The sequence below is a fragment of the Marinagarivorans cellulosilyticus genome (assembly GCF_021655555.1).
Lineage (GTDB): Bacteria > Pseudomonadota > Gammaproteobacteria > Pseudomonadales > Cellvibrionaceae > Marinagarivorans > Marinagarivorans cellulosilyticus.
On sequence record NZ_AP023086.1, the window covers coordinates 464,936 to 490,295 of the forward strand.

General features: G+C 46.4%; 34 protein-coding genes. 33 read left to right on the forward strand and 1 reads right to left on the reverse strand.

Annotated features, from left to right (window positions below; genetic code table 11):
• The first annotated feature begins 17 nt into the window (after nt 1-17).
• The 31 genes from rplC (at nt 18) to MARGE09_RS01880 (ending at nt 20,955) form a co-directional block, all read left to right on the forward strand.
• On the forward strand, nt 18-662 hold the full coding sequence (rplC, locus tag MARGE09_RS01730; protein WP_236985642.1) for a 50S ribosomal protein L3: 645 nt from the start codon (nt 18-20) through the stop codon (nt 660-662).
• 18 nt (nt 663-680) lie between these two features.
• Nucleotides 681-1,295, forward strand: coding sequence for a 50S ribosomal protein L4 (rplD, locus tag MARGE09_RS01735; protein WP_236985643.1), 615 nt, complete (start codon nt 681-683; stop codon nt 1,293-1,295).
• Complete coding sequence (gene rplW, locus MARGE09_RS01740; protein ID WP_236985644.1) at nt 1,292-1,597, forward strand: 50S ribosomal protein L23; 306 nt, start codon at nt 1,292-1,294, stop codon at nt 1,595-1,597. Before rplD ends, rplW begins: the two co-directional genes overlap by 4 nt.
• Before the next feature lie 3 nt (nt 1,598-1,600).
• Nucleotides 1,601-2,428: a 50S ribosomal protein L2 gene (gene rplB, locus MARGE09_RS01745; protein WP_236985645.1), complete on the forward strand. Its 828-nt coding sequence runs from the start codon at nt 1,601-1,603 to the stop codon at nt 2,426-2,428.
• Nucleotides 2,429-2,461: 33 nt separating this feature from the next.
• Nucleotides 2,462-2,737: a 30S ribosomal protein S19 gene (rpsS, locus tag MARGE09_RS01750; RefSeq protein ID WP_236985646.1), complete on the forward strand. Its 276-nt coding sequence runs from the start codon at nt 2,462-2,464 to the stop codon at nt 2,735-2,737.
• A 29-nt stretch (nt 2,738-2,766) separates the two neighbouring features.
• Nucleotides 2,767-3,099, forward strand: coding sequence for a 50S ribosomal protein L22 (gene rplV, locus MARGE09_RS01755; RefSeq protein ID WP_236985647.1), 333 nt, complete (start codon nt 2,767-2,769; stop codon nt 3,097-3,099).
• 12 nt (nt 3,100-3,111) lie between these two features.
• The gene (rpsC, locus tag MARGE09_RS01760) at nt 3,112-3,786 is read left to right on the forward strand and encodes a 30S ribosomal protein S3 (RefSeq protein ID WP_236985648.1); all 675 of its coding nucleotides are present in this window, start codon (nt 3,112-3,114) and stop codon (nt 3,784-3,786) included.
• Between the two features lie 12 nt (nt 3,787-3,798).
• On the forward strand, nt 3,799-4,212 hold the full coding sequence (gene rplP / locus MARGE09_RS01765) for a 50S ribosomal protein L16 (protein WP_236985649.1): 414 nt from the start codon (nt 3,799-3,801) through the stop codon (nt 4,210-4,212).
• Nucleotides 4,212-4,403: a 50S ribosomal protein L29 gene (gene rpmC / locus MARGE09_RS01770; RefSeq protein WP_236985650.1), complete on the forward strand. Its 192-nt coding sequence runs from the start codon at nt 4,212-4,214 to the stop codon at nt 4,401-4,403. The genes rplP and rpmC overlap by 1 nt, the downstream gene beginning before the upstream one ends.
• Before the next feature lies 1 nt (nt 4,404).
• Nucleotides 4,405-4,668: a 30S ribosomal protein S17 gene (rpsQ, locus tag MARGE09_RS01775; protein WP_236985651.1), complete on the forward strand. Its 264-nt coding sequence runs from the start codon at nt 4,405-4,407 to the stop codon at nt 4,666-4,668.
• Between the two features lie 27 nt (nt 4,669-4,695).
• The gene (gene rplN, locus MARGE09_RS01780) at nt 4,696-5,064 is read left to right on the forward strand and encodes a 50S ribosomal protein L14 (RefSeq protein ID WP_236985652.1); all 369 of its coding nucleotides are present in this window, start codon (nt 4,696-4,698) and stop codon (nt 5,062-5,064) included.
• Between the two features lie 27 nt (nt 5,065-5,091).
• Entirely contained in the window at nt 5,092-5,409 is a 318-nt protein-coding gene (gene rplX / locus MARGE09_RS01785; protein WP_236985653.1) for a 50S ribosomal protein L24, read from the forward strand.
• A 16-nt stretch (nt 5,410-5,425) separates the two neighbouring features.
• Nucleotides 5,426-5,965 (forward strand): 50S ribosomal protein L5, encoded by a 540-nt coding sequence (gene rplE, locus MARGE09_RS01790; protein ID WP_236987434.1) that lies wholly within the window; start codon nt 5,426-5,428, stop codon nt 5,963-5,965.
• Between the two features lie 18 nt (nt 5,966-5,983).
• The gene (gene rpsN / locus MARGE09_RS01795) at nt 5,984-6,289 is read left to right on the forward strand and encodes a 30S ribosomal protein S14 (protein WP_236985654.1); all 306 of its coding nucleotides are present in this window, start codon (nt 5,984-5,986) and stop codon (nt 6,287-6,289) included.
• A 25-nt stretch (nt 6,290-6,314) separates the two neighbouring features.
• A complete protein-coding gene (gene rpsH / locus MARGE09_RS01800) occupies nt 6,315-6,707 on the forward strand; it encodes a 30S ribosomal protein S8 (RefSeq protein WP_236985655.1) in 393 nt (130 codons plus the stop codon).
• Nucleotides 6,708-6,734: 27 nt separating this feature from the next.
• Nucleotides 6,735-7,268 (forward strand): 50S ribosomal protein L6, encoded by a 534-nt coding sequence (gene rplF, locus MARGE09_RS01805; protein ID WP_236985656.1) that lies wholly within the window; start codon nt 6,735-6,737, stop codon nt 7,266-7,268.
• Nucleotides 7,269-7,277: 9 nt separating this feature from the next.
• Complete coding sequence (gene rplR, locus MARGE09_RS01810; protein WP_236985657.1) at nt 7,278-7,628, forward strand: 50S ribosomal protein L18; 351 nt, start codon at nt 7,278-7,280, stop codon at nt 7,626-7,628.
• Between the two features lie 4 nt (nt 7,629-7,632).
• The gene (gene rpsE / locus MARGE09_RS01815; protein WP_236985658.1) at nt 7,633-8,142 is read left to right on the forward strand and encodes a 30S ribosomal protein S5; all 510 of its coding nucleotides are present in this window, start codon (nt 7,633-7,635) and stop codon (nt 8,140-8,142) included.
• Nucleotides 8,143-8,187: 45 nt separating this feature from the next.
• Entirely contained in the window at nt 8,188-8,370 is a 183-nt protein-coding gene (rpmD, locus tag MARGE09_RS01820; protein WP_236985659.1) for a 50S ribosomal protein L30, read from the forward strand.
• Nucleotides 8,371-8,374: 4 nt separating this feature from the next.
• Nucleotides 8,375-8,809, forward strand: coding sequence for a 50S ribosomal protein L15 (gene rplO, locus MARGE09_RS01825; RefSeq protein ID WP_236985660.1), 435 nt, complete (start codon nt 8,375-8,377; stop codon nt 8,807-8,809).
• Between the two features lie 11 nt (nt 8,810-8,820).
• The gene (gene secY, locus MARGE09_RS01830) at nt 8,821-10,155 is read left to right on the forward strand and encodes a preprotein translocase subunit SecY (RefSeq protein ID WP_236985661.1); all 1,335 of its coding nucleotides are present in this window, start codon (nt 8,821-8,823) and stop codon (nt 10,153-10,155) included.
• A 31-nt stretch (nt 10,156-10,186) separates the two neighbouring features.
• Complete coding sequence (gene rpmJ / locus MARGE09_RS01835; protein ID WP_236985662.1) at nt 10,187-10,303, forward strand: 50S ribosomal protein L36; 117 nt, start codon at nt 10,187-10,189, stop codon at nt 10,301-10,303.
• 214 nt (nt 10,304-10,517) lie between these two features.
• Nucleotides 10,518-10,874 carry a 30S ribosomal protein S13 gene (rpsM, locus tag MARGE09_RS01840; RefSeq protein ID WP_236985663.1) on the forward strand — a complete coding sequence of 119 codons (357 nt, stop codon included), beginning with the start codon at nt 10,518-10,520 and terminating at the stop codon, nt 10,872-10,874.
• A gap of 28 nt (nt 10,875-10,902) precedes the next feature.
• A complete protein-coding gene (gene rpsK / locus MARGE09_RS01845) occupies nt 10,903-11,298 on the forward strand; it encodes a 30S ribosomal protein S11 (RefSeq protein ID WP_236985664.1) in 396 nt (131 codons plus the stop codon).
• 14 nt (nt 11,299-11,312) lie between these two features.
• A complete protein-coding gene (gene rpsD / locus MARGE09_RS01850) occupies nt 11,313-11,933 on the forward strand; it encodes a 30S ribosomal protein S4 (protein WP_236985665.1) in 621 nt (206 codons plus the stop codon).
• 31 nt (nt 11,934-11,964) lie between these two features.
• Nucleotides 11,965-12,954 (forward strand): DNA-directed RNA polymerase subunit alpha, encoded by a 990-nt coding sequence (locus tag MARGE09_RS01855; RefSeq protein ID WP_236985666.1) that lies wholly within the window; start codon nt 11,965-11,967, stop codon nt 12,952-12,954.
• 66 nt (nt 12,955-13,020) lie between these two features.
• A complete protein-coding gene (gene rplQ / locus MARGE09_RS01860) occupies nt 13,021-13,416 on the forward strand; it encodes a 50S ribosomal protein L17 (RefSeq protein WP_236985667.1) in 396 nt (131 codons plus the stop codon).
• Between the two features lie 225 nt (nt 13,417-13,641).
• On the forward strand, nt 13,642-15,744 hold the full coding sequence (gene malQ, locus MARGE09_RS01865) for a 4-alpha-glucanotransferase (protein WP_236985668.1): 2,103 nt from the start codon (nt 13,642-13,644) through the stop codon (nt 15,742-15,744).
• A gap of 57 nt (nt 15,745-15,801) precedes the next feature.
• On the forward strand, nt 15,802-17,991 hold the full coding sequence (gene glgB, locus MARGE09_RS01870; protein WP_236987435.1) for a 1,4-alpha-glucan branching protein GlgB: 2,190 nt from the start codon (nt 15,802-15,804) through the stop codon (nt 17,989-17,991).
• Nucleotides 17,992-18,005: 14 nt separating this feature from the next.
• Nucleotides 18,006-20,105: a glycogen debranching protein GlgX gene (gene glgX, locus MARGE09_RS01875; protein WP_236985669.1), complete on the forward strand. Its 2,100-nt coding sequence runs from the start codon at nt 18,006-18,008 to the stop codon at nt 20,103-20,105.
• A gap of 85 nt (nt 20,106-20,190) precedes the next feature.
• The gene (locus tag MARGE09_RS01880; protein WP_236985670.1) at nt 20,191-20,955 is read left to right on the forward strand and encodes a glycogen/starch/alpha-glucan phosphorylase; all 765 of its coding nucleotides are present in this window, start codon (nt 20,191-20,193) and stop codon (nt 20,953-20,955) included.
• A gap of 9 nt (nt 20,956-20,964) precedes the next feature.
• On the opposite strand, the gene MARGE09_RS01885 is transcribed toward MARGE09_RS01880, so the two are convergent.
• Nucleotides 20,965-22,197, reverse strand: a complete 1,233-nt coding sequence (locus tag MARGE09_RS01885) for an ISL3 family transposase (protein WP_236981837.1) — start codon at nt 22,195-22,197, stop codon at nt 20,965-20,967.
• Between the two features lie 47 nt (nt 22,198-22,244).
• Between MARGE09_RS01885 and MARGE09_RS01890 the strand changes: the two genes are divergently transcribed.
• Nucleotides 22,245-24,002, forward strand: a complete 1,758-nt coding sequence (locus MARGE09_RS01890; protein ID WP_236985671.1) for a glycogen/starch/alpha-glucan phosphorylase — start codon at nt 22,245-22,247, stop codon at nt 24,000-24,002.
• Nucleotides 24,003-24,051: 49 nt separating this feature from the next.
• Nucleotides 24,052-25,326 carry a glucose-1-phosphate adenylyltransferase gene (gene glgC, locus MARGE09_RS01895; protein ID WP_236985672.1) on the forward strand — a complete coding sequence of 425 codons (1,275 nt, stop codon included), beginning with the start codon at nt 24,052-24,054 and terminating at the stop codon, nt 25,324-25,326.
• Nucleotides 25,327-25,360 lie beyond the last annotated feature (34 nt).

Below are 25,360 nucleotides of genomic sequence, written 5' to 3' on the forward strand. Positions count from 1 at the left end.
CACTTGAGGTTAAAACAATGACGATTGGTATTGTCGGCCGCAAAAGCGGTATGACACGTATATTTACAGAAGATGGTTCTTCCATTCCTGTCACTGTGGTTGAGGTAGAGCCTAACCGCATCACCCAGGTTAAGAATGCAGAAACCGATGGCTACAATGCGATTCAAGTAGCTGTAGGGTCTCGTCGAGCCTCCCGTGTAACTAAGCCACAAAAAGGCCATTACGAAAAAGCGCAATCAGAAGCCGGTTCTATTTTGGTAGAGCTACGCAACGACGCGCAAGAAGCTTTCGAAGTGGGTGGTCAAATTACAGTAGAAGCTTTCGAAGCTGGTCAAGTTGTTGACGTAACAGGTCAATCAAAAGGTAAAGGTTTTGCCGGTGGTGTTAAGCGTTGGAATTTTGCAATGCAAGATGCTACTCACGGTAACTCTTTGTCTCACCGTGCGCCAGGTTCAATTGGTCAGTGTCAAACTCCAGGTCGTGTTTTCAAAGGCAAAAAAATGGCCGGTCATATGGGCGCAGCTCGTGTGACTACACAGAACTTGGAAGTTGTTAAGGTCGATGTTGAGCGCAACTTGCTTCTTATCAAAGGTGCAGTTCCTGGTGCGCCAGGTGGCAGCGTGATTGTTCGTCCTGCCGTTAAATTGCGTAATAACGGTTAATTTCCTAGGGGGTCGACCATGGAATTAAATATTGCTACGCCAAGCGGCACTAACGGAACTGTTGCAGTTTCAGAGGTTGCGTTTGGTAAAGAGTTTAATCAAGACCTTGTACACCAAGCTGTTGTTGCGTACATGGCTGGTGCTCGTCAAGGTACCAAAGCTCAGAAAACTCGTTCAGAAGTATCTGGCGGTGGCAAAAAGCCATTCCGTCAAAAAGGTACTGGTCGCGCACGTGCTGGTACTATCCGTAGCCCAATTTGGCGTACGGGTGGTGTTAACTTTGCTGCGAAACCACGTAATTTTGAGCAAAAATTAAATAAGAAAATGTACCGCGCAGCATTGCGTTGCATTTTGTCTGAGCTTGCACGTCAAGAGCGTTTAATCGTTGTTGAGAGCTTTGATGTTGATGCACCAAAAACCAAAGCTCTAGTCGCCAAGTTGAATGAATTCAGCTTATCGAATGCTTTGATTGTGAGCCAAGAGGTTAGTGAAAACTTATATCTTGCTTCACGTAATTTGCACAAAATCGAAGTGTGTGATGCGCAGGCTGTTGATCCTGTTAGCTTAATCCGCGCAGAGAAAGTTGTGGTTACTGTTGCTGCACTTAAGCAACTTGAGGAGGCTTTGGCATGAACCAAGAGCGTTTATACAAGGTGCTATTAGGGCCTGTAGTTTCTGAGAAAGCTGCAATCCTAACTGAAGCGTCAAATCAAGTTGTATTTAAAGTTGCACGTGATGCGGCCAAGCCAGAAATCAAAGCAGCGGTAGAGCAGTTGTTTGAAGTGAAGGTTGTTGATGTTCGTACAGCGCTTGTTAAAGGTAAAACCAAGCGTACTAAGCACGGCATTGGCAAGCGCAGCGACTGGAAAAAAGCTTACGTTCGCTTGGAAGAAGGTCAAGATCTCGATCTTCTTTCTGCAGAGGCAGGAGCATAAGAGATGGCTATTGTAAAACGTAAACCTACGTCACCAGGGCGCCGCTTTGTAGTAAGTGTTGTGACCCCTGATTTGCACAAAGGCGCACCTTATGCTCCTTTGATTGAAAAGAAATCTAAAAGCGGTGGTCGCAACAACAACGGTCGAATTACTGTTCGTCACGTTGGTGGTGGTCACAAGCAGCGTTACCGTCTTATCGACTTCCGTCGTAATAAAGATGGTATCCCCGCGAAAGTTGAGCGTTTGGAATATGATCCGAACCGCACAGCTAACATCGCATTGGTATGTTATGCCGACGGTGAACGCCGCTACATTATTGCTCCTAAATCGCTTAAAGCTGGCGACGTTATTCAGTCTGGCGATGCGGCACCTATCAAGGTAGGTAACACATTACCTTTGCGTAACGTGCCTTTAGGTAGTGTTGTTCACTGTGTTGAATTGAAGCCTGGTAAGGGTGCTCAAATCGCGCGTTCAGCTGGTACCAGCGTTCAGTTGGTTGCTCGCGAAGGTGCTTACGCTACTGTTCGTTTGCGCTCTGGCGAAATGCGTAAAGTACCTGCGGATTGTCGTGCAACATTGGGCGAAGTTTCAAATAGTGAGCATAACCTGCGTTCACTAGGTAAGGCAGGTGCTACGCGCTGGCGTGGTGTTCGTCCTACTGTCCGCGGTGTTGCAATGAACCCAGTTGATCACCCGCATGGTGGTGGTGAAGGTCGTACCTCTGGTGGCCGTCATCCTGTATCACCTTGGGGTACTCCAACTAAGGGTTATAAAACGCGCAGTAACAAGCGCACCGACAACATGATTGTTCGTCGTCGTAACAAAAAATAACGACGACTGACCGGACATAGAGAGGAACTTGCAGTGCCACGTTCACTAAAAAAAGGCCCGTTCATTGACCACCATCTTTTGAAGAAGGTAGAAGTGGCAGCCGAGAAAAACGATCGCCGTCCTATTAAAACTTGGTCGCGACGTTCAATGATTTTGCCTGAAATGGTTGGCTTGACTATCGCGGTACATAACGGTCGTCAACACGTCCCTGTTTCGATTAACGAAGAAATGGTTGGACACAAACTGGGTGAATTTTCTGCGACACGTACTTATAAAGGTCACGTTGCAGATAAGAAAGCTAAGCGCTAATCGCGCGAGAACCTACGAGGTGTTTCACGATGGAAGTAGCAGCAAAACATAAAGGTGCTCGCATCTCTGCGCAGAAAGCGCGATTGGTGGCTGATCAGATTAGAGGTTTAGGTGTTGAAGAAGCACTAGAACTTCTAACGTTCAGCACGAAGAAAGGTGCAGCCTTAATTAAGAAAGTTCTTGAATCCGCAATCGCTAATGCCGAGCATAACGAAGGCGCTGATGTCGATGAGCTTAAAGTGTCTACGATTTTTGTAGATGAAGGTATAACCATGAAGCGGATAATGCCGCGTGCTAAAGGACGTGCAGATCGCATCCTTAAGCGCAGCTGTCACATTACCGTTAAAGTAGCTGATCAATAAGAGAGCGACGTTATGGGTCAAAAAGTACATCCGACAGGCATTCGTCTCGGAATCGTTAAAAAGCATACGTCGACTTGGTATGCCGGTAAGGAGCAGTATGCTGAAAAGCTTTACACTGATCTTACTGTGCGTGCATTCATTCAATCGACATTGGCTCACGCATCTGTAAGCCGTGTGGAAATTGAGCGTCCAGCAAACACTGCTCGCATCACTATTCACACTGCTCGCCCCGGTATCGTTATCGGTAAAAAGGGCGAAGATGTAGAGAAGTTACGCGCTGCGATAACTAAGAAAATGGGTGTGCCTGTTCACATCAATATCGAAGAAATTCGCAAGCCTGACTTGGATGCAACTTTGGCTGCGCAGAGTGTTGCGCAACAACTTGAACGCCGTGTCATGTTCCGTCGCGCTATGAAGCGCGCTGTACAGAACGCAATGCGTCAAGGTGCCGAGGGTGTAAAAATTCAAGTTGGCGGCCGCTTAGGCGGTGCAGAGATCGCACGTACCGAATGGTACCGTGAAGGTCGTGTACCTCTTCATACTTTGCGCGCAGATATCGACTACGCAACTGCAGAAGCAGCCACTACTTACGGCATCATTGGTGTCAAAGTGTGGATCTTCAAAGGCGAAGTCATTGGTGGTGTCGAGGAAGTCGAGACCAATCAAAAGAAAAAGAGCTCAAGATAAGGGGTACGCAAAATGTTACAACCTAAGCGTACGAAATTTCGTAAGCAGCAAAAAGGCCGTAACCGCGGCTTAGCCCAGCGCGGCTCTAAAGTGAGTTTTGGTGAGTACGGCTTGAAAGCTACCGGTCGCGGTCGCATTACAGCCCGTCAAATCGAAGCAGCTCGTCGTGCTATGACTCGTCACATTAAGCGTGGCGGTAAAATTTGGATACGAGTGTTTCCTGATAAGCCAATTACTCAAAAGCCTTTAGAAGTTCGTCAAGGTAAAGGTAAGGGTAACGTTGAATACTGGGTTTGCCAGATTCAACCAGGTAAAGTTCTTTATGAAATGGAAGGTGTTTCTGAAGAGCTGGCACGAGAAGCTTTTGCCTTAGCGGCAGCCAAGCTTCCTGTGGAAACAACGTTTGTTAAGCGATCGGTGATGTAATGAAAGCGCAAGAACTCCGCGAAAAATCAGTCGAAGAGTTGAACAACGAATTGCTCGCTCAATTACAAGAACAGTTCAAGCTTCGCATGCAAGCGTCTACGGGTCAGTTGACGCAAACTCACTTGGTTAAACAAGTGCGTCGCAATATTGCCCGTATTAAAACTTTGCTCGCAGAAAAGGCAGGTAAATAAGATGTCTGAGAAAAAACTTGTTCGTACCCTAACCGGAAAAGTTGTCAGCGACAAAATGGATAAGTCTATAACGGTACTTATTGAGCGTCGTGTTAAGCATCCTATTTACGGCAAATACGTCAGTAAATCATCAAAAGTCAAGGCTCATGATGAAAATAATGAGTGCAACACTGGTGATTTGGTAACGATTGCAGAATCGCGTCCACTATCTAAGACTAAAAACTGGTCTTTGGTTAAAGTGGAAGAGCGCGCTGCGGCGATCTAACCGCCATTGGAGCTTTGGAGATAAAAGATGATTCAAACGCAAACATACCTTGATGTGGCGGATAACAGTGGTGCACGTCGTGTGATGTGTATCAAGGTGCTAGGCGGCTCTCACCGTCGTTATGCTGCAGTAGGTGACATTATTAAAGTAACCGTTAAGGAAGCAATTCCCCGCGGTAAAGTGAAAAAAGGCCAAGTAATGAATGCTGTGGTTGTGCGCACCAAAAAAGGTGTTCGTCGCAACGATGGCTCTATCATTCGCTTCGATGACAATGCAGCAGTATTACTGAATGCTCAAGATGCGCCCGTAGGTACGCGTATTTTTGGACCAGTAACTCGCGAGTTGCGCAGCGAAAAATTCATGAAGATTATTTCTTTGGCGCCCGAAGTGCTTTAAGCACGCCGGTATTTAGAGGACGGGTTAATGCGTAAAATTAAACGTGATGACGAAGTGATTGTAATCACCGGTCGCGACAAAGGAAAACGAGGCAAAGTGTCTCGAGTATTTTCTGATGGTCGCTTACTAGTTACCGGTGTGCAAATGATTAAAAAGCACCAAAAGCCAAACCCTCAAGCAGGTATTGCCGGTGGCATTATCGAAAAAGAGGCGCCAATTCAGGAATCTAATGTAGCGATTTTTAATGCCGCTACAGGTAAGGCTGACCGTGTTGGTTTTAAAGTTTTGGACGATAAGCGCAAGATTCGTGTGTTCAAGTCCAATGGCGAGGCGGTAGACGCGTAAGCGCACTGAGAGAATGATGGCCAGGCTACAAGAACGTTATAAAAACGAAATTGCACCTCAGCTCTTCAAAGAGCTGGGTTTGAAAAATGTAATGGAAACGCCAAAGATCACCAAAATCACCATTAACATGGGTGTTGGTGAAGCAGTTGGCGATAAAAAGGTTTTAGATCACGCAGTTAGCGATATGCAAAAAATTGCTGGTCAAAAGCCTGTTGTTACATTGGCGCGTAGATCAATCGCTGGTTTTAAGGTTCGCGAAGGCTGGCCGGTCGGTTGTAAAGTAACTTTACGTGCTGAAAAAATGTACGAATTTTTGGATCGTTTAGTGTCAATTGCGATTCCACGTATTCGTGACTTCCGTGGTATCAGTCCTAAGCAATTTGATGGGCGTGGAAACTTCTCTATGGGTGTTTCTGAGCAAATCATTTTCCCTGAGATTGACTACGACAAGATCGACAAAATGCGCGGTTTGGATATCTGTATTTCCACCACAGCCCGCACTGATGACGAAGGTCGTGCGCTACTTAAAGCGTTCAACTTCCCGTTCAAAGGTTAATAGGAATTGGTGTAGTAAATGGCAAAGAAATCTATGATCGCGCGCGAAGCTAAGCGCGCCAACCTTGTTAAAAAAGATTCAGCAAAACGCGATGCGTTGAAAGCAATCATCTCAAGCGTCGACTCTTCTGAAGAAGAAGTGTGGGAAGCGATGATTAAACTGCAGAAATTGCCACGTGATGGTAGCGCTGCACGCATTCAACGTCGTTGTCGTATCACTGGTCGTCCACATGCGGTTTACCGCAAGTTCGGCTTGTGTCGAAATAAGCTCCGCGAAGCAGCAATGCGCGGTGATGTCCCTGGCTTAGTTAAAGCTAGTTGGTAAGGTTGGTTCTGAGGAGCAATTAACAATGAGCATGCAAGATCCATTAGCTGATATGCTGACTCGCATCCGAAACGCACAAATGGTCGGTAAGACTAGCGTTTCTATGCCTTCATCTAAGCTGAAAAAAAACGTAGCACAAGTTCTTAAAAGCGAAGGCTACATTACTGATTTTGGTGTAAACGACGAGGTGAAAGCCGAGCTAACTATCGAACTTAAGTACTTCGAAGGTAAGCCAGTAATCGCTGAAATCGATCGCGTAAGCCGTCCAGGTTTGCGCTCTTATGCCGGTAAAGGCGCATTGCCTTCGGTTCGTGGTGGCTTAGGCGTAGCGATTGTTACTACCAGTAAAGGTGTAATGACAGATCGCGCAGCCCGTGCTGCAGGTATCGGCGGTGAAGTTCTCTGCACCGTTTTCTAAACGCCGAGATTTAACGGGAATACAGTTATGTCACGTGTTGCAAAAAGCCCAGTGAGCTTGCCTAGCGGTGTTAATGTGACCCTTAGCGGTCAGAACATCAGCGTTAAAGGCAGCCAAGGCACGCTTGAACTAGAAGTTCACAATAGCGTTGAAGTAAAGCAGGAAGATAACGTTTTGACTTTTGCCGCCCGCGATGGTGGTAAAGCGTCTGACGCATTAGCCGGTACTACTCGCGCTTTAGTAAATAATATGGTTACCGGCGTTAGCGCTGGTTTTGAGAAAAAACTTCAGTTAGTCGGTGTTGGTTATCGTGCGAAAGCAACGGGTAGCACCTTAAACCTAACTTTGGGTTTTTCTCACCCTGTTGATTATGAATTGCCAGAAGGTGTAAAGGCCGAAACTCCATCGCAAACTGATATCGTACTGAAAAGTACTGACAAGCAATTGTTAGGTCAGGTCGCAGCTGAGATTCGTGCTTTCCGTCCGCCAGAGCCTTATAAAGGCAAGGGTGTTCGCTACGCCGACGAGCATATTCGTCGTAAAGAAGCTAAGAAGAAGTAGGCATAGGTTATGAGCGATAAAAAAGAAGCACGTCTACGTCGCGCTCGCCGTGCTCGTAGCAAAATCAGTCAGCTAGGTGCGACGCGCTTGAGTATTCATCGTACTCCGCGTCACATTTATGCTCAAATCATTGCCCCTGAAGGCGATCGTATTTTGGCAAGTGCATCGACTGTAGAGAAAGATTTTTCTCTTGATAAAACCGGTAACGCTGATGCTGCAAAAGTTGTTGGTCAACTTGTTGCTGAGCGAGCAAAAGCGGCTGGTATCACCAGTGTAGCTTTTGATCGTAGCGGTTTCCGTTACCATGGTCGTGTTAAGGCGTTAGCCGATGCTGCACGCGAAGCTGGATTGGAGTTCTAATACTATGTCGACTACCGATAAGAAAGATAGCAGCGCCGAAGGCATGCAAGAAAAATTGGTTCAGGTGAACCGCGTTTCGAAAACTGTTAAAGGTGGACGTATCTTCCAGTTTACCGCATTGACTGTTGTTGGTGACGGTAATGGTCGTGTAGGTTACGGCCGTGGTAAAGCACGTGAAGTGCCTATTGCTATTCAAAAAGCAATGGAATCTGCGCGCCGCAATATGATTAGTGTTGAGCTTAATGGCGACACTATTCAATACCCTACCAAAGGTGTTCACAGCTCTTCTAACGTTTACATGCAGCCTGCTTCTGCGGGTACCGGTGTTATTGCTGGTGGCGCAATGCGTGCTGTATTAGAAATCGCGGGTGTACAGAACGTTCTTGCTAAATGCTACGGTTCTACTAACCCTGTAAACGTTGTTCGCGCTACTTTTGAAGCGTTGGGGGCAATGTCTTCTCCAGAGTCTGTTGCAGCTAAGCGCGGCAAGACTGTAGAAGAGATTTTGAATTAATAGAGCGCCTTAGGGCGTTCTAGTACTAATTACGAGTATCTAGCCATGTCTAAGAATACGATCACGGTTACTCAGGTTAAGAGTATTGCCGGTCGATTGAAAGCTCATAAAGCCTGTGTTGCAGGTTTAGGGCTTCGTCGCATAGGTCACACTGTTCAAGTAGAAGACACTCCTTCTGTGCGCGGTATGATCAACAAAGTTAACTACCTACTTAAGGTTGAGGGTTAATCCGATGCGTTTGAATGAATTATCACCAGGCCCAGGCCGCTCACAGAGCGCTAAGCGTGTTGGTCGTGGTATTGGTTCTGGCCTGGGTAAAACCTGTGGTCGTGGCCACAAAGGTCAAAAGTCTCGTTCTGGCGGTCGTGTGCGTCCAGGTTTCGAGGGTGGCCAGATGCCTTTGCAGAAACGTTTACCTAAGTTCGGTTTTTCTAGTCGCGTTAGCTTAATTTCTGCTGAGATTCGTCTTGGTGAGTTAAATAAAGTTGATGGTGATGTTATCGATCTTGATGCGTTGAAGCGTGCCGATCTAGTTAAGCTTAGCGCCAAGCGTGCAAAAGTATTCTTGTCGGGCGAGCTGACTAAAGCTGTAACCTTGAAAGGTTTAGCGGTTACTAAGGGTGCCAAAGCTGCAATTGAAGCTGCTGGTGGCAAAGTAGAAGACTAAGCGAGGTTCCTATGGCAACGCCGGGAAATTTAGCGCTAGGTGGTTCTAAAGGCACAGGCGAGCTTAAAGCTCGTCTGTGGTTTTTGTTTTTAGCCATTGTGGTATACCGAATCGGTACTCATATTCCTGTTCCGGGAATTGATCCACAGCGTGTAGCTGAACTATTCAATCAAAATCAAGGCACCATCTTGGGGATGTTTAACATGTTCTCTGGTGGTGCTTTAGAGCGTATGAGCATTCTAGCGCTGGGTATCATGCCTTATATCTCTGCTTCTATTATCATGCAGATGATGACGGCTGTGACGCCTTCGTTGGAGACGCTTAAAAAAGAGGGTGATGCAGGGCGTCGTAAGATTAGCCAATACACGCGTTACTTGACGCTCGGACTAGCACTTATCCAAGGCTTCATTATGGTCGCTGGGATGGCTGGTTCTGGAATGGCTTACGTAGGCCTAAGTCCTTTTAGCTTCTATTTAGTGGCTGTAAGTTCTCTGGTCACCGGTGCCATGTTTATGATGTGGTTGGGTGAGCAAGTGACTGAACGAGGTATCGGTAACGGTATTTCAATGCTCATTTTTGCTGGTATTGTTGCAGGTTTGCCTAGTGCTATTGGGCAGGCGATTGAAAGTGCACGCCAAGGCGATTTGCACTTCCTATTGCTGCTATTAATCGGTTGCTTTGCTATTGCGATTGTTTGGTTTGTGGTCTTTATGGAGCGAGCACAGCGTCGCATCACAATTAACTACGCTAAGCGCCAAACAGGTCGTCACGGCGGCTACAATCAGCAAACAAGTCACTTGCCATTGAAAATCAACATGGCTGGTGTGATTCCAGTGATCTTTGCGAGTAGCTTATTGTTATTCCCTGCGTCTATTGCGCAGTGGTTTGGGCAGTCGCAAGAAGGTCGCTCTGGTGAAATACTGCAAGAAATTGCTTTGGCTATTGGGCCTGGTCAACCACTAAACTTCGTTATTTTTGGTGCATTGATCATACTCTTCTGTTTTGTTTATACAGCGATGATGTATAATCCGAAGGAAGTTGCTGATAACCTTAAAAAAGGTGGGGCTTATATTCCGGGGATCCGTCCTGGTGAGCAATCAGCAAAGTATATTGATTCAGTATTAACTCGCTTGACCATGGTTGGGGCTGTCTACATCGCTGGTGTAGCTCTTCTTCCACAGTTCTTAGTCGTGTCTGCAGATATCCCATTTTATCTCGGTGGTACATCACTGTTGATTGTGGTCGTGGTTGTTATGGACTTTATGTCTCAAGTGCAATCTCACCTCATGAGTCACCAGTATGAGTCTGTGCTGAAAAAAGCAAATTTGAAAAACTACGGCCGCTAAGTTAGCGGCTAATTTCGGTGAGGTTAATTCGATGAAAGTTCGTGCATCTGTTAAAAAAATCTGCCGTAACTGTAAGATTGTTCGTCGTAGTGGTGTTGTACGCGTAATCTGTAGTGCGGAACCCCGTCATAAGCAACGTCAGGGTTAAGTATTAAGCGGCTTGCCGCTTTCGTTGCTCAGCAATGAGCAACACAACTGGGGGTACTAACTGTCGTTAATCATTCGGTTAGCTATTGAATTCCAGCAACAATGCCGTTATTCTTCCGCGCCTTTGGCCCCGAGGTTATCCTCGGGGCCTTGCGTTTGTAACGTGTAAGGGTTGCTGTTAGTACCGCAACATAATGAAATATTGGAGTATCTAGATGGCTCGTATTGCTGGTGTCAACATACCAGATCACAAACATGCCGTAATCTCTTTAACTTACGTCTACGGCGTAGGTACTACTTCAGCCAAGAAGGTTTGTGCTGATGCTGGTATTGAAGAGAGTGCAAAAATTGGCGACTTAACTGAAGAGCAACTTGAGTTGTTGCGTACTGAAGTGGCTAAATTAACGGTTGAAGGTGACCTTCGTCGTGAAGTGTCAATGAACATCAAACGTTTAATGGATTTAGGTTGTTACCGTGGTTTGCGCCACCGTCGTAATCTGCCATTGCGTGGTCAGCGCACTAAAACAAATGCGCGTACCCGTAAAGGTCCACGTAAGCCCATTAAGAAGTAATAGCCAGTTAAGTTGAGGATCCATTGCTATGGCCAAGCCAGGTAATAAAAGCACTCAGCGCAAAAAGGTCAAAAAGACAGTAGTCGATGGCATTGCGCATATTCACGCATCGTTTAATAACACGATCGTAACAATCACAGACCGTCAAGGTAATGCTCTTTCGTGGGCAACTGCCGGTGGTTCTGGTTTCCGTGGTTCACGTAAAAGTACTCCGTTCGCTGCGCAGGTTGCTGCAGAGCGCGCGGGTCAAGCGGCGTTGGATTATGGTTTGAAAAATTTAGATGTTGAAGTTAAGGGCCCAGGTCCTGGTCGTGAATCGGCCGTTCGTGCACTTAACAATGTTGGTTACAAAATTACCAACATTACCGATGTGACACCCATTCCACACAATGGTTGTCGCCCGCCCAAGAAACGTCGCGTATAGGAGTTTAATCAGTTATGGCTCGTTATGTAGGACCTACCTGTAAACTGGCGCGTCGCGAAGGAACTGATTTGTTCCTAAAAAGCGGAGCGCGCCCATTAGAATCAAAATGTAAACATGAAACTGCACCTGGCCAGCACGGCCAACGTCGTGGTCGTTTGTCTGACTACGGTGTACAGTTACGTGAAAAACAAAAAGTTCGTCGTACTTACGGTGTACTTGAGAAACAATTCCGAGGCTACTATAAAGAAGCTGCACGTCGTAAAGGCGCTACAGGTGAGAACCTTTTGCAAATTCTTGAGTGTCGCTTGGATAACGTTGTGTACCGTATGGGCTTTGGCTCTACGCGTGCTGAATCTCGCCAGTTGGTTTCTCACAAAGCTATTCTTGTTAATGGCACTGTTGTCAATATTGCTTCGTTCCAAGTGAATGTAGGTGATGTTGTTGCTGTTCGTGAAAAGTCTAAAAACCAATTGCGAATCCAAAACTCAATGGGCATTGCTGCACAGCGTGCTGATGTTGAGTGGGTTGATGTTAACACTGACAAGAAAGAAGGTGTTTTCAAGCGTGTACCAGATCGTGCTGATCTACCCGCTGACATCAACGAGAACCTCATTGTAGAGCTTTACTCTAAGTAAGGCCTCCAACTAACCGCTAACAGGTGAAACTATGCAGACAGCTGTGAATGAATTTTTGACCCCGCGTCACATTGACGTCACCGAAGTATCTCCTAATCGAGCTAAGGTAGTTTTGGAGCCGCTTGAGCGAGGTTTTGGTCATACTTTAGGTAACGCATTGCGTCGTATCTTGCTGTCTTCAATGCCGGGTTGCGCAATTACTGAAGTGGAAATTGAAGGCGTTCAGCACGAATACAGTGCAGTTGAGGGAGTGCAAGAAGATGTGATTGAAATCTTGCTTAACCTCAAGAACGTCGCATTGACACTGGAAGGTAAAGATAGCGTTACTTTAAGCTTATCTAAAAAAGGTCCTGGCGTTGTAACCGCTGGTGATATTCAAGTTGATCAGAGTGTTGAGATTAAAAACCCTGATCTAGTCATTGCCAATATTACTGGAGATGTTAGCTTGAATATGCAGTTGATCGTTGCTCGTGGTCGTGGTTATCAGCCTGCTGATGCCCGCGTTGTTGACGAAGAAGAAAACCGTACTATTGGTCGTCTTCAATTGGATGCATCTTACAGCCCCGTTCGCCGTTTGGCTTACTCGGTTGAGAGTGCTCGTGTTGAGCAGCGTACAGACCTAGATAAGTTGGTATTGGATCTGGAGACTAATGGTACCTTAGATCCAGAAGAAGCTATTCGTCGTGCTGCCACTATCCTTCAGCAACAGTTAGCGGTATTCGTTGACCTTGAAGGTGAAAAAGAAGCTGAGCCAGAGAAGAAGGAAGATCAAATTGATCCTGTTCTTCTTCGCCCAGTAGATGATCTTGAGCTTACTGTTCGTTCTGCGAACTGCTTGAAAGCTGAGAACATTTACTACATTGGTGATTTGATTCAACGTACAGAAGTTGAGTTGTTGAAAACGCCAAACTTGGGTAAAAAATCTCTTACTGAGATTAAAGATGTGCTCGCATCTCGTGGCTTGTCATTAGGTATGCGCTTAGAAAACTGGCCACCAGCCAGCTTGCGTACCGGCGACTAATTAATTGAGCGGGCTCTAACGAGCCCCAGTAACGTTTGCTGAGAAGCAAAAAGAAGGGTTTAAGTTATGCGTCATCGTTTAAGTGGCCGAAAATTAAATCGGAACAGCTCGCATCGTAAAGCGATGTTCAAAAACATGATAGCTTCTCTAGTAGAGCATGAAGCTATCAAAACTACCTTACCTAAAGCTAAAGAGCTTCGTCGTTTTGCCGAGCCTTTAATTACTTTGAGTAAAGTAGACTCTGTTGCTAACCGTCGTTTGGCGTTTGATCGTCTACGTAGTAAGTCAGCAGTAGGTAAACTGTTTAATGAGCTAGGTCCTCGCTACGAGGCTCGTCCTGGTGGTTATATCCGCATCTTAAAATGTGGATACCGCACCGGTGATAAAGCGCCAATGGCGTTTGTTGAGTTAGTAGATCGCCCAGTAGTGGGCGAAGTTGTTGAAAGCGCTGAAGCTGAATAAGCTAAAGCGTTGTGAAAAACCGGGCATTGCCCGGTTTTTTTTCGTCTGAAGAATACATAATGGGTGCCGGTTTAGCCTGTTTCTGGCGCGCTTTGGTTGATAATTGTACGGTGATTGCCGTAACGCAAATTTATCTGCCATTGTTTTGTTTGTGAGTGGCATATACAGTGCAAACAACTTAACATTCACGAACCTCTATCCTTTTAAACGGGCTGATAATACGCTATGGAAACCCTCGATCAGTTATTGTATTGGCGCGGAATTGCTTCGGATTACTTTAACTATAAGGGGGAGAAGGTCCAAGTCTCTCTTGAGAATCGAAAAGCCTTACTGCGAGCAATGGCGGTAGACCCTGATGATGCTGAAAAGGTCGCTGAAGCCGCATATCAGCTAGACGTAGCGCCTTGGACAGAATGGGTTCAGGCGTTTCAAATTGTCGAAAAGCACAAAGAATGTTGCTTCTTTGTAAACGCGGCACCTGAAGATCTCGATCAGTGTTTAACTTATGTCATTACCCTGGAAGATGGCTCCATTCAGCAAGGCGAATTCACACCAAGCACACAGCCCGAAGTGGGTGATTACGTTTACGAAGGCGTTCGTTTTTCGCGCCGCGTGATCATGTGTGGTGCACTGCCCTTGGGCTATCATGCCTTGGAGGTTACAGGTACCAACCGTAAGAGTGCTGGGCAAATTGCAGTTGTGCCTGAAAAAGCCTACGTACCCGGCGAGCTAGATGCCGGCAAGAAGGTATGGGGCGTCATTGTTCAGCTCTATACGCTAAGGTCTTCTCGTAATTGGGGGATTGGTGATCTCACAGATCTAAAGGCTTTGGTTGAACACACAGCCAAGGTTGGTGCAAGTATTGTTGGCCTAAATCCTTTACACGCTTTGTGCACGCCAAATGAACATCACTGCAGCCCCTATAGCCCATCAGATAGGCGCTTTATTGAACCCTTGTACATTGATCCCGAACAACTGGAAGAGTTTTCTCCAGATTTACTGCCGTCGTTAGAAGCCTTTAGTGAATTACGAGGCGGGACGCAGGTAAATTACAAGCGTGTATATGAGGTGAAATTCAGCGTATTCACTGAGCTTTTCAAGCGCTTTCAACAGCAGCACCTCGCTTTGAATACCCCAAGGGCAAAGGCGTTTTCACGCTATGTAACCAAAGGTGCTGAGGCATTACACGGTTACTGTGTTTACCAAGTAATGCGTGATGCGGGTGTGCACGAGTTTGATGAAAACGCATTGGAATTAAGCGCAGAGCAACAAGAAAAAATAGATTTTTACGCTTACTTACAATGGTCTGCTCAAGTTCAAATGGCCGAATGCCAAGATGCAGCAGAAGATGCGGGTATGACAGTCGGCTTGATGAGAGATTTGGCTGTTGGGGCCGATGGCGGTGGTGCTGAAGTCAGTTCAACTGGAGATTTATTTTGTAAGCAGGCGTCAGTAGGTGCACCACCAGATCCGCTAGCGGAAAAAGGTCAAAATTGGGGCCTGCCGCCGATGGACCCTGCATTAATGCGGGCATCTAAGTTTGAACATTTTATTACATTGCTGCGCACCAACATGGCTAACTGCGGCGCTTTGCGTATTGATCATGCTATGGCTTTAATGCGCCTTTGGTGGTGCCCTCCGGGTCACACGGCTGATTACGGTGCTTATATTTATTACCCGTTTCCTGAAATGCTTGGGCTTTTGAAATTAGAAAGTATCAGAAATCGCTGTATGGTGATTGGCGAAGATATGGGCGTGGTACCAGACGAGTTTCGCGAAGCGATAATTGGCGGCGCGGTATTTACCAATAAATTATTTTACTTCGAGCGAGAGCATGACGGCCGATTTAAGGCGCCTGAAAACTACATGCCTCGTGCGCTGGCCATGCTAACCAATCACGATGTGCCAACGCTAACAAGCTGGTGGTCCAGTACTGATATCGCATTACGCAGCGAATTAGATTTACTTGATGATGCGGTGCCGGTTGGCGAGGTTTATGCCGAGCGCATTCGCGATAAGCACCGTTTGCTTGATTGGCTGGAAGGTAGCGGTTTTAACTTAATTGCTTCCCGAGAGGAGCTTATCGAAAAACCATTATCGCGCCAGTTGGCAGCCCAAATTTTAACGTGCGGTGCTAAAGTTGCCTCGCAAATATTTGTGATTCAATTAGAAGATTTAGAGTTAATGGATGCGCCGGTTAATGTACCGGGCACCAGTACGCAATATGCCAACTGGCAGCGCAAGCTTGCAGATAATCTCGACGATGTATTTGCCGACCCAGATATTCAGGCGGTAATGGCGAGTATTACTAAAGAGCGAAATCAATAATAAAGCCTGCTAGGCACATGATAATAACTTGGGGGAAACGTGGAAGTAACAATAGCGATGATATCGGCAGCTGAATTGGATTCAGTTGTTCACGCCTATCACGGCAATATATTTGCGGTGTTAGGGCCGCACCAAATGCACAATGGTAATTATGCAGTACGCACGTTTTTGCCCGAAGCCAGTAAAGTCATCGTTGTAGATCGCGAAAATCATAGTCATATCCAAGTCTTAAACAAAATTCATCCTGCAGGTGTTTTTGAAGGTGAGGCGAGCTTGCGCTCGCGAAGCCAGTACAAGCTTGAAGTCCATTATGGCGACAACAAAACTATCGTCGAAGATACTTATCGCTTTCCCAGTGACTTAAGCCCCACCGATGTTTACCTTTTTGGTGAAGGCACTCATGAAAAACTCTACCGTTGGCTGGGCGCGCATCTGCGAGAAATTGACGGCGTAAAGGGTACGTTATTTACCGTTTGGGCGCCTAATGCCAAGCGTGTATCTGTAGTGGGTGAATTTAATTTTTGGGATGGTCGCCATCATGTTATGCGCCATCATGCCGCCAGTGGTTTATGGGAATTATTTATTCCTGGTGTAGAGGCGGACACTCTCTATAAATACGAAATTCTGAGTCAGAGCCACGGAGTGCTACCGCTCAAAGCCGACCCTATGGGCTTTGCCGCTCAGCACCCGCCAGAAACAGCCTCAAAAGTTATGGCTCCTAGCGATTTTTCTTGGTCCGACGAGCAGTGGCTAGCGCGCAAAGTAGAGCAAGGGCACCGTGACCAAGCGGTGTCTATTTATGAGGTACATCTGGGCTCTTGGAAGCGCAGAGGCCAGCAAGGTGAAGACTACTTAACCTATTTAGAGCTGGCTGATGAGTTAATTCCTTATGTGCAGACTTTAGGCTTTACCCATATTCAATTAATGCCAATTAGTGAATTCCCTTTTGATGGTTCTTGGGGCTACCAGCCAGTGGGCCTGTATGCGCCAACGAGTCGTTTTGGCTCGCCGGATCAGTTCCGTGAATTTATTAATCGCTGCCACTTGGCGGGCATCGGAGTGTTAATCGACTGGGTGCCTGGGCACTTTCCATCTGATGGTCATGGGCTAGCCTTTTTTGATGGCTCACCGCTATACGAGCATGCAGATCCACGCCAAGGCTTTCACCCTGATTGGAATACCTATATTTACAACTATGGACGTTGTGAGGTTGCCAACTTCCTTTTTAGTAATGCCTTGTACTGGTTCGATGAATTTCATATTGATGGCCTACGCGTTGATGCCGTGGCCTCGATGTTGTATTTGGACTACAGCCGCGAAGCGGATGACTGGGTGCCTAATGTTCATGGTGGTCGTGAGAATCTAGAGGCCATTGCTTTATTGAAACGGGTTAACCAAAAAGTGTACGAGCATTACCCAAATGCCATGATGGTCGCTGAGGAGTCAACGGCTTGGCCGGGTGTATCGCACCCTGTTTATGCCGGCGGTTTAGGCTTTGGCTATAAATGGAATATGGGTTGGATGAATGACAGCCTTCGTTATATGAGCAACGACCCCATACACCGGCGTTACCATCATCACGACATGACATTTAGCTTGTTATATGCCTTTAATGAGAATTTCATGCTGCCGTTAAGTCATGATGAGGTTGTTCATGGCAAGGGCTCGTTACTCGATAAAATGCCTGGGGATGCATGGCAGAAATTTGCTAACCTGCGCGCTTATTATGGCTTTATGTGGGCGCACCCAGGCAAAAAGCTACTGTTTATGGGCTGTGAATTTGCGCAAGGACGCGAGTGGGACCACAACAGTTCGCTCGATTGGCATTTATTGGATGAGACCCATTGGCACGGCGGTGTGCAAAAGCTGGTGGAGGATTTAAATCATCTGTATAGCAGTACACCTGCGCTTTACTACGATGACTGCGAAGCGCGTGGTTTTGAGTGGTTAGATGCCGACGATAACGGCGCATCCGTATTTGCTTTTGCGCGTAAGGCGCATAATGATTTTGTGGTGGTTGTTAGCAATATGACACCCGTGCTTCGCGAAGGCTACCGTTTGGGTGTTCCTAAGTTGGGCTTCTACAAAGAACGACTAAATACTGATGCTGGTATTTATGGTGGCAGTGAAAAAGGTAATGCCGGTGGTGTTAACGCTGAAGCTGTTTCGTCTCACGGTCGAGAAAATTCAATCACAATAACGTTGCCGCCACTCGCGACGGTCGTTTTTGAGTGGAAGCCAGAGTAAGGGGTTGCATTATAATGAGCAAAACTGCTGATCGTTACGAGCTAGAACTCGGTAAGCCTTACCCGTTGGGCGCTACAGCTGCGAGTGACGGAGTGAATTTTGCGATTTTTTCTGCGCAAGCAAAAAAAGTTGAGCTTTGTTTGTTCTCGGTTGATGGTAAAGAAGAGCTTCAACGCATTGAGCTGCTAGATTGCACAGATCATGTTTGGCATACATTTTTGCGAGGTGCGCGGGCGGGCCTTGTGTATGCCTACCGTATTGATGGCGATTACAAACCCAAAGAAGGTTTACGTTTTAATGCCAATAAATTACTGGTAGATCCTTATGCAAAATCTCTAGTAGGAGAATTTGTTTGGTCTGACGCTCATTATTCCTACATCCCCGGTGATGCTGACGCAGATCTTAGCTTTTCTAAATTAGACAACGCCGCTTTTATGCCCAAAGCGGTAGTGGTAGCGCCCTCTGCGCCGCCGACACCTTTAGCTGAGCCCATTGCTTGGGAAGACACCATTATTTATGAGACCCATGTAAAAGGGTTTACCCACTTGCAGCGCCGCTTACCGCCTGCGCTGCGTGGTAAATATTTAGGCTTTGGTCACCCAGATGTTATTAGTTATTTAAAAGACCTTGGCATTACTAGCGTCGAGTTTTTACCCGTCCATGGTTTTATTCACGACCAGTTTGTAGAAGATAAAGGGCTTAAAAATTACTGGGGCTACAACAGCCTGAATTTTTTTCTTCCTCATGGCGAGTATGCCAATGACGACGCCGTGGCCGAATTTAAACAAATGGTTTCGGCCTTGCACGAAGCAGGGATAGAAGTATTACTGGATGTAGTCTACAACCATACCGGTGAAGGTAACCAGCTAGGGCCAACCTACTCTTTCAGGGGGGTAGATAACGCGAGTTATTATGGTTTAGAAGCAGATCGACGTTTTTATATTAATGATACCGGCTGCGGCAATACGGTTAATATTAACAACCCTCGCGTGTTGCAGCTGGTAATGGATAGCTTGCGCTATTGGGTTACCGAAATGGGCGTGGATGGTTTTCGCTTTGACTTAGCCAGCGTGTTGGGTCGCGAACCCCATGGTTTTGATCCTCATTCAGGTTTTTTTGATGCAGTTCGACAAGACCCGACCTTAGCTGGTGTAAAACTGATTGCCGAACCTTGGGATATTGGCCCTGGAGGTTATCAGTTGGGTAATTACCCTGCAGGCTGGGGCGAGTGGAATGATAAATACCGCGATGTTGTCCGCCGCTTTTGGCGTGGTGATAGCGGCATGCTCCCCGATTTCGCTAAGCGCATTCACGGCTCTAGCGACCTATTTGAGGCCGGCGGGCGCAGGCCATCTGCCAGTGTGAACTTTGTGGCTAGTCACGATGGTTTTACCACGGCTGACCTTGTGAGTTATAACCAGCGTCATAATCTTGCCAACAAAGAAGATAATAATGACGGCCATAAAGGCAACTTTAGCCACAACCACGGTGTAGAAGGGCCTACGGCCGATGCTGCGATTGTTGAAATTCGAAACCGACAAAAGCGCAATTTATTGGCGACATCACTGCTTAGCCAAGGTACGCCTATGTTGCTTGGTGGTGATGAATTAGGCCGCAGCCAAAAAGGTAACAACAATGCATATTGCCAAGATAGCGAAATAAGTTGGTTTAATTGGGCGGAGCTAACGCTTGATGATTGGACATTAAAAAACTTTGTGAGACAGGTTATTAAGCTGAGGCAGAGCGTATCGCTATTACGTAACCCTCGTTATATTCATAACCCTGGTGAAGATGAAGCGCAAAACCTTAATATTGTTTGGTTAAACCGTGATGGTGAGCCAATGCAAGAGTGTGATTGGCACGAGCAAGATAATCACAGCTTGGGTTGGATGCTGGAATCAACCGAGCCTGTGCACGAGTGTGTACTTACGCTATTTAACGCCGATAGCCGCAAGCAGTCATTTGGTTTGCCCAAAGGTTGGGAATGGGAATTAAAGCTTGATACCTCAAAGCCAAATGGCCAGCCACACACCTTAATGGCGAGTGTTGATAGTGTCACGTTAGAAGATAAAAGCTTAATGGTTTTTATTGGTGTTGATAATTCTCTTGTGTAATTAATAAGTAAATAACTGATGTAACTAATAAGTAGCATGCAGTGGTTCGGCATGTTTTTTCCTCTTTAATTGTTAAGGGCAAAAAATGAAAAAGGATGACGACAATCCAACTCTCGGTAACAGCGGTATGCACTTGGCGGATGATTTACAGCGGCATTACAACTTTACACTGGGGCGGGTTGATAGCCATGTGCAGCCGCAATATCTCCTCAAGGCCTTATCTTTTGCCGTAAGAGATCGCCTAATGGAGCGTTGGCGTCTATCACGCGAGGCTGAAACAAATAAAAAAACCAAACGGGTTTATTATTTGTCTCTCGAATTCCTATTGGGTAGAAGTTTATCTAACGCGGTTAAAAATTTAGGGCTCGAAGACAGTACAGAAAAAGCCTTGCATAACTATGGATGCACGTTAGAAGAACTGGAAACCTCTGAAATTGACGCCGGCTTGGGCAATGGTGGCTTGGGTCGTTTGGCTGCATGCTTTTTAGATAGCTGTGCGACTTTAGATTATCCGGTGATGGGCTATGGCATTCGTTATGAATATGGCATGTTTCAACAGCGCATAGAGCAAGGTCGCCAGGTTGAGTGCCCCGACCACTGGCTGCGTGACGGCAACCCTTGGGAGCTTGAACGCCCAGATCATCGCCGACGTATTAAGTTTTATGGCCGCACCGATCACTACACTAATGATGTTGGTAAACAATGTGCTCGTTGGGTTGATACCAGCGATGTTTATGCTTTGGCGTACGATATGCCAATTCCTGGTTATGATACTCAAACCGTGAATACCCTGCGCCTGTGGAAAGCTACCGCGACGGACGAGTTTAATCTCGGCTCTTCTCCGCTTTAGTGAGGTGATCTAGTGGCTTCCATAGAACATGGATTGCTCGTCAGGCATCGATGATTGCCTTATTTTTAGCTTGAAGTACTCGGTATCCTTGATGCCTCTTGCTCGCTTGCGAATCATGCCAATGCTGACATTGCCGGCTTCAATTCTGGCGCTAGTCAGCCCGTGTTTTCCGTAGTTACAAATGCCTACGCTATGCTTCCTTAGTGACTTTGCAAATTTCTTGAGATAGAGCATATTCGTCTGTTCCGCGATGTCGCACCACTGCTCCAATGCATTCATCATGGCGTCATAATTCCCTGCATTCCACAAAGCTTGGAGCTGCTCTTTGAGTATATAAAGTGTATTGATATTGGAATTATTTTCGAGCAATGTCTGGAGTTTATTGGCTTGTTTATCATTTAACTTGTCGGCATTTTTTAACAACAGGTAGTGGGTACCTTTAAGCTGCTCTTTGCCTGCGCGATCCGCCTTTCTGAACTCGATCCTACGCTGATTGCTCATGGCTTTACTGTAGTTTTGCATCACATGAAACCGATCGAAAACAATGTCAGCATTAGGCAAGCATTCGCGTACCGATTTTTGATAGGCTGGCCCCATATCCATGGCTACCGCCTCTATGTTTTCAGCGGTTTGTGCTGGTAAGCGCTTTAGAAACGCTGTCAACACCTCGGCTTTACGGCCTGTCTCAACGCCAATTAAATGACCGGATTCCATGTCATAAATCACCGTCATATAATCATGGCCTTTGGCTCTAGCGACTTCATCGACCCCAAGATATTTTAAGTCAATTAATTTTTCAGGATTAAGTGCAGGCAACGTTTTCTCTAGGTGAAATTTATCCATATTTTTCACCGTTTCCCATCGTAGCTTTAGGTGCCGACTGACCGTGCTGATACTCATATGGCGACACAATCCGCTCACCAACTGGCAAAATCTTTGAGTATAGCGATTGCCTGTATCGACAAATTCGCAAGCCTCCATTAGACGCCTACCGCAAGTCGTCACAACTTGAGCGAGCTCAACTTCCAAATAGCACTCGAAGCCACACAAAGGGACATCACGGATCGTTCTGCGCAAGTATCGGTTGATGTTGGCCGCCTCATTACTTGACGGGTCAATCGCTCTATAACGACGGTCTCGCTTGCAGTGTATAGTCAATCTTTGCAGGGCCAAGTCATGCTGAACTTGTTTGACACGCTGACCAGGAAGGCTCAAAATTTTGCTGGAGATGTTAAGGCTCATATATTCGTTTAAGTGTAGTGGCGTGAGAACCTTACATTTCAACGGATATGGCGGGTCTTAGCATCTCTTTTCATCGCACTAAAGCGGAGAAGAGCCTTAATCTCAACGAATTTAACGCTGGAGATTACGCAGAAGCTGTTGCCGCTAAAAATTTAGCGGAACAAATTACCATGGTGCTGTACCCCAACGACGCAAGTGAGAACGGTAAGGAGCTTCGGTTGCGCCAGCAGTACTTTTTAGCCTCGGCCAGCTTGCAGGATGTTATTGAGCAATATCTCGAGCATATTGATACTGACTTTTCGTCTTTTGCGGAAAAAAACTGCTTCCAGTTAAACGACACCCACCCGACATTGGCCATTGCCGAGTTAATGCGGTTATTGCTTGATGAACATAAATTGCCTTGGGATGATGCTTGGCGGATTACCCAAAAAACCATGGCGTATACTAACCATACCCTTTTACCAGAGGCGCTTGAGCGCTGGCCGTTGCGTTTGTTTGGCGAGTTACTTCCTCGCTTGCTTGATATTATTTATGAAATTAACGCGCGCTTTTTAGCATTAATTTCTCAGCGTTGGCCTGGCGATACCGAGCGCCAGCGACGGATGTCATTAATTGAAGAAGGGCCGGAGCCGATGGTACGTATGGCGTACCTCGGTATTGTGGGGAGCTTTAGTGTGAATGGCGTTGCGGCATTGCATTCGCGCTTACTGGTTGAGGATTTATTCAAAGACTTTTACGAGCTGTGGCCAGAAAAGTTCAATAACAAAACCAACGGTGTAACGCCTAGGCGTTGGCTGTCCCATTGCAATCCAACCTTGGCGCAGCATATTACGCAGGCTATTGGATCTGGATGGAAAAAAGACCTTGGTGAGCTAGCACGACTTAAAGAGTATGCGGGTGATAAGGCCTTTGCCGATGAGTGGCACCAAATTAAATACGACAACAAAGTCCGTTTAGCTCAGTTGGTGGAAGATTCAACCCAAACTATCTTCAATCCCGACAGCCTTTTTGATGTGCAAGTAAAACGTATACACGAATACAAGCGGCAACTGCTCAATATCATGCATGTGATTCATTTATACGACCGTATATCTCGAGGTGATGTTGATGGCTTGGAACCGCGCCGCGTACTTATTGGCGGCAAGGCCGCGCCGGGTTATTTTTTGGCTAAGCGCATTATTAAATTGATTAATAATGTGGCGGCTGTAGTGAATTCAGATCCAGCGGTATCGCATTTGCTACAAGTGGTGTTTTTACCGAACTATTGCGTTTCTGCAATGGAAATTATTACCCCAGGAACCGATTTATCTGAGCAAATATCTACCGCTGGCAAAGAGGCCTCGGGTACCGGTAATATGAAGTTCATGATGAATGGCGCTTTGACTATCGGCACTTATGATGGCGCTAATATTGAAATATTAGAAGCCGTAGGCGCCGATAACTTCTTCCTATTTGGCTTAAAGGTCGAGGATATTCCTGCGCACCGTTTTCGGTATAGCCCAAATAATATTATTGAAGCCGATGCCGATTTATCACGCGTTATGCAGTTGCTCGAGTGCGGGCACTTTAGTTTGTTTGAGCCCAGTTTATTTGACCCTATAGTGCAAACCATCCGGAATCCCAATGACCCTTGGATGGTAGCTGCTGACTTCCGTAGTTACGTTGATGAACAACAGCGGGCTATTAGTTGTTATCAAGATAAAGCCAGTTGGGTTCGAAAAAGTATTTTAAATACTGCGGCAAGTGGCCGGTTCTCGAGTGACCGCACCATTGCCGAATACGCGAAAGATATTTGGACGTTGTAACGCAGCGGATGATATAAGATTTTTTGAAACGTTTTAATTTGGAGTGAGTATGGAACATCCTAACCCGCGCTATGTGAGTCGTTTAACGAAAGACACGCTCGCGCTTGTGTTGGCCGGCGGCCGTGGTAGCCGTTTGTATGAATTAACCGATTGGCGTGCCAAACCTGCCCTGTATTTTGGTGGCAAGTTCCGTATCATCGATTTTCCCTTGTCTAACTGTGTAAATTCCGGCATTCGGAAAATCGGTGTATTAACGCAATATAAAGCGCACTCGCTCATCCGTCATATTCAGGTTGGGTGGAGCCACTTTAAGCGTGAGCTTGGTGAGTATGTGGATGTTTTACCGGCTTCCCAGCGCAACTCGCCCAACTGGTACCAAGGTACTGCTGATGCACTTTATCAAAATACCGATATTATCCGCGCGTCGGGTTGTAAGTATGTGATGGTATTATCTGGTGACCATGTTTACCAAATGGATTATGGCAACATGCTGGCTTACCACGTTGAAAACGAAGCAAAATTAACAGTTTCTTGTATTGAATTCCCCATCGAAGAAGCCGCTGGTGCATTTGGGGTCATGTCTGTTGATAAGAGCGACCGAGTTTTAGGTTTTGAAGAAAAGCCTGAAAAACCGACGCCTATCCCCGGTGACGAAACCCAATGCTTGGCCTCAATGGGCAACTACATCTTTGACACAGAATTTTTGCTGGACATCCTAGAAAAAGATTCCACCCAAGAAAACTCAGAGCACGATTTTGGCAAGGATATTATTCCTTCTATTATCGATAGCGCCGACGTATTTGCTTACCGCTTTAGGGACGAGGATGGCAACCGCGCCTATTGGCGCGACGTAGGTACGCTAGATGCGTTTTGGGCGGCCAATATGGAGTTAATATCACCAACCCCTTCACTAAACCTTTACGATCATCAGTGGCCAATATGGACCTATCAAACGCAATTGCCACCGGCTAAATTTGTTTTTGATGATGAAGATCGCCGTGGTTACGCTGTCGATTCCATGGTCAGTGGTGGTTGTATTATTTCTGGTGGTAAATTAAGAAAGTCTTTATTGTTTTCTGATGTGCGCGTGCACTCATATGCCGAAATCGAGGAGTCTGTGATTCTTCCTGAGGTAGAAATTCATCGCAGCGCTAAAATCAAAAAGGCTATTATTGATCGCCAATGTGTGATTCCAGAGGGCATGGAAATTGGCTACGATCACGAAAAGGACCGCGCAAACGGTTTTAGAGTTACCTCTAAAGGCGTTGTGTTGGTGACGCCCGAAATGCTTGGGCAACGCGGTGGTGCTAAACCGCAAGTTTAAAGCTGTTGGATAAAGCATAAAAAAGCCCGCAAGT

Coding starts and splice junctions, on each gene's coding strand:
- MARGE09_RS01885 (WP_236981837.1), bottom strand. CDS start 22,197: ATGAGCCTTAACATCTCCAGCAAAATTTTGAGCCTTCCTGGTCAGCGT.
- rplQ (WP_236985667.1), top strand. CDS start 13,021: ATGCGTCATCGTTTAAGTGGCCGAAAATTAAATCGGAACAGCTCGCAT.
- rpmD (WP_236985659.1), top strand. CDS start 8,188: ATGTCTAAGAATACGATCACGGTTACTCAGGTTAAGAGTATTGCCGGT.
- rplO (WP_236985660.1), top strand. CDS start 8,375: ATGCGTTTGAATGAATTATCACCAGGCCCAGGCCGCTCACAGAGCGCT.
- rplX (WP_236985653.1), top strand. CDS start 5,092: ATGCGTAAAATTAAACGTGATGACGAAGTGATTGTAATCACCGGTCGC.
- MARGE09_RS01890 (WP_236985671.1), top strand. CDS start 22,245: ATGGCGGGTCTTAGCATCTCTTTTCATCGCACTAAAGCGGAGAAGAGC.
- rplR (WP_236985657.1), top strand. CDS start 7,278: ATGAGCGATAAAAAAGAAGCACGTCTACGTCGCGCTCGCCGTGCTCGT.
- rpsQ (WP_236985651.1), top strand. CDS start 4,405: ATGTCTGAGAAAAAACTTGTTCGTACCCTAACCGGAAAAGTTGTCAGC.
- rplN (WP_236985652.1), top strand. CDS start 4,696: ATGATTCAAACGCAAACATACCTTGATGTGGCGGATAACAGTGGTGCA.
- rplF (WP_236985656.1), top strand. CDS start 6,735: ATGTCACGTGTTGCAAAAAGCCCAGTGAGCTTGCCTAGCGGTGTTAAT.
- rpsD (WP_236985665.1), top strand. CDS start 11,313: ATGGCTCGTTATGTAGGACCTACCTGTAAACTGGCGCGTCGCGAAGGA.
- MARGE09_RS01880 (WP_236985670.1), top strand. CDS start 20,191: ATGAAAAAGGATGACGACAATCCAACTCTCGGTAACAGCGGTATGCAC.
- rplW (WP_236985644.1), top strand. CDS start 1,292: ATGAACCAAGAGCGTTTATACAAGGTGCTATTAGGGCCTGTAGTTTCT.
- MARGE09_RS01855 (WP_236985666.1), top strand. CDS start 11,965: ATGCAGACAGCTGTGAATGAATTTTTGACCCCGCGTCACATTGACGTC.
- rpsH (WP_236985655.1), top strand. CDS start 6,315: ATGAGCATGCAAGATCCATTAGCTGATATGCTGACTCGCATCCGAAAC.
- rpsC (WP_236985648.1), top strand. CDS start 3,112: ATGGGTCAAAAAGTACATCCGACAGGCATTCGTCTCGGAATCGTTAAA.
- rplP (WP_236985649.1), top strand. CDS start 3,799: ATGTTACAACCTAAGCGTACGAAATTTCGTAAGCAGCAAAAAGGCCGT.
- rplD (WP_236985643.1), top strand. CDS start 681: ATGGAATTAAATATTGCTACGCCAAGCGGCACTAACGGAACTGTTGCA.
- rpsK (WP_236985664.1), top strand. CDS start 10,903: ATGGCCAAGCCAGGTAATAAAAGCACTCAGCGCAAAAAGGTCAAAAAG.
- glgX (WP_236985669.1), top strand. CDS start 18,006: ATGAGCAAAACTGCTGATCGTTACGAGCTAGAACTCGGTAAGCCTTAC.
- rpsN (WP_236985654.1), top strand. CDS start 5,984: ATGGCAAAGAAATCTATGATCGCGCGCGAAGCTAAGCGCGCCAACCTT.
- rpmJ (WP_236985662.1), top strand. CDS start 10,187: ATGAAAGTTCGTGCATCTGTTAAAAAAATCTGCCGTAACTGTAAGATT.
- glgB (WP_236987435.1), top strand. CDS start 15,802: ATGATATCGGCAGCTGAATTGGATTCAGTTGTTCACGCCTATCACGGC.
- rplE (WP_236987434.1), top strand. CDS start 5,426: ATGGCCAGGCTACAAGAACGTTATAAAAACGAAATTGCACCTCAGCTC.
- rpsE (WP_236985658.1), top strand. CDS start 7,633: ATGTCGACTACCGATAAGAAAGATAGCAGCGCCGAAGGCATGCAAGAA.
- rplB (WP_236985645.1), top strand. CDS start 1,601: ATGGCTATTGTAAAACGTAAACCTACGTCACCAGGGCGCCGCTTTGTA.
- glgC (WP_236985672.1), top strand. CDS start 24,052: ATGGAACATCCTAACCCGCGCTATGTGAGTCGTTTAACGAAAGACACG.
- malQ (WP_236985668.1), top strand. CDS start 13,642: ATGGAAACCCTCGATCAGTTATTGTATTGGCGCGGAATTGCTTCGGAT.
- rpmC (WP_236985650.1), top strand. CDS start 4,212: ATGAAAGCGCAAGAACTCCGCGAAAAATCAGTCGAAGAGTTGAACAAC.
- rpsM (WP_236985663.1), top strand. CDS start 10,518: ATGGCTCGTATTGCTGGTGTCAACATACCAGATCACAAACATGCCGTA.
- secY (WP_236985661.1), top strand. CDS start 8,821: ATGGCAACGCCGGGAAATTTAGCGCTAGGTGGTTCTAAAGGCACAGGC.
- rplV (WP_236985647.1), top strand. CDS start 2,767: ATGGAAGTAGCAGCAAAACATAAAGGTGCTCGCATCTCTGCGCAGAAA.
- rplC (WP_236985642.1), top strand. CDS start 18: ATGACGATTGGTATTGTCGGCCGCAAAAGCGGTATGACACGTATATTT.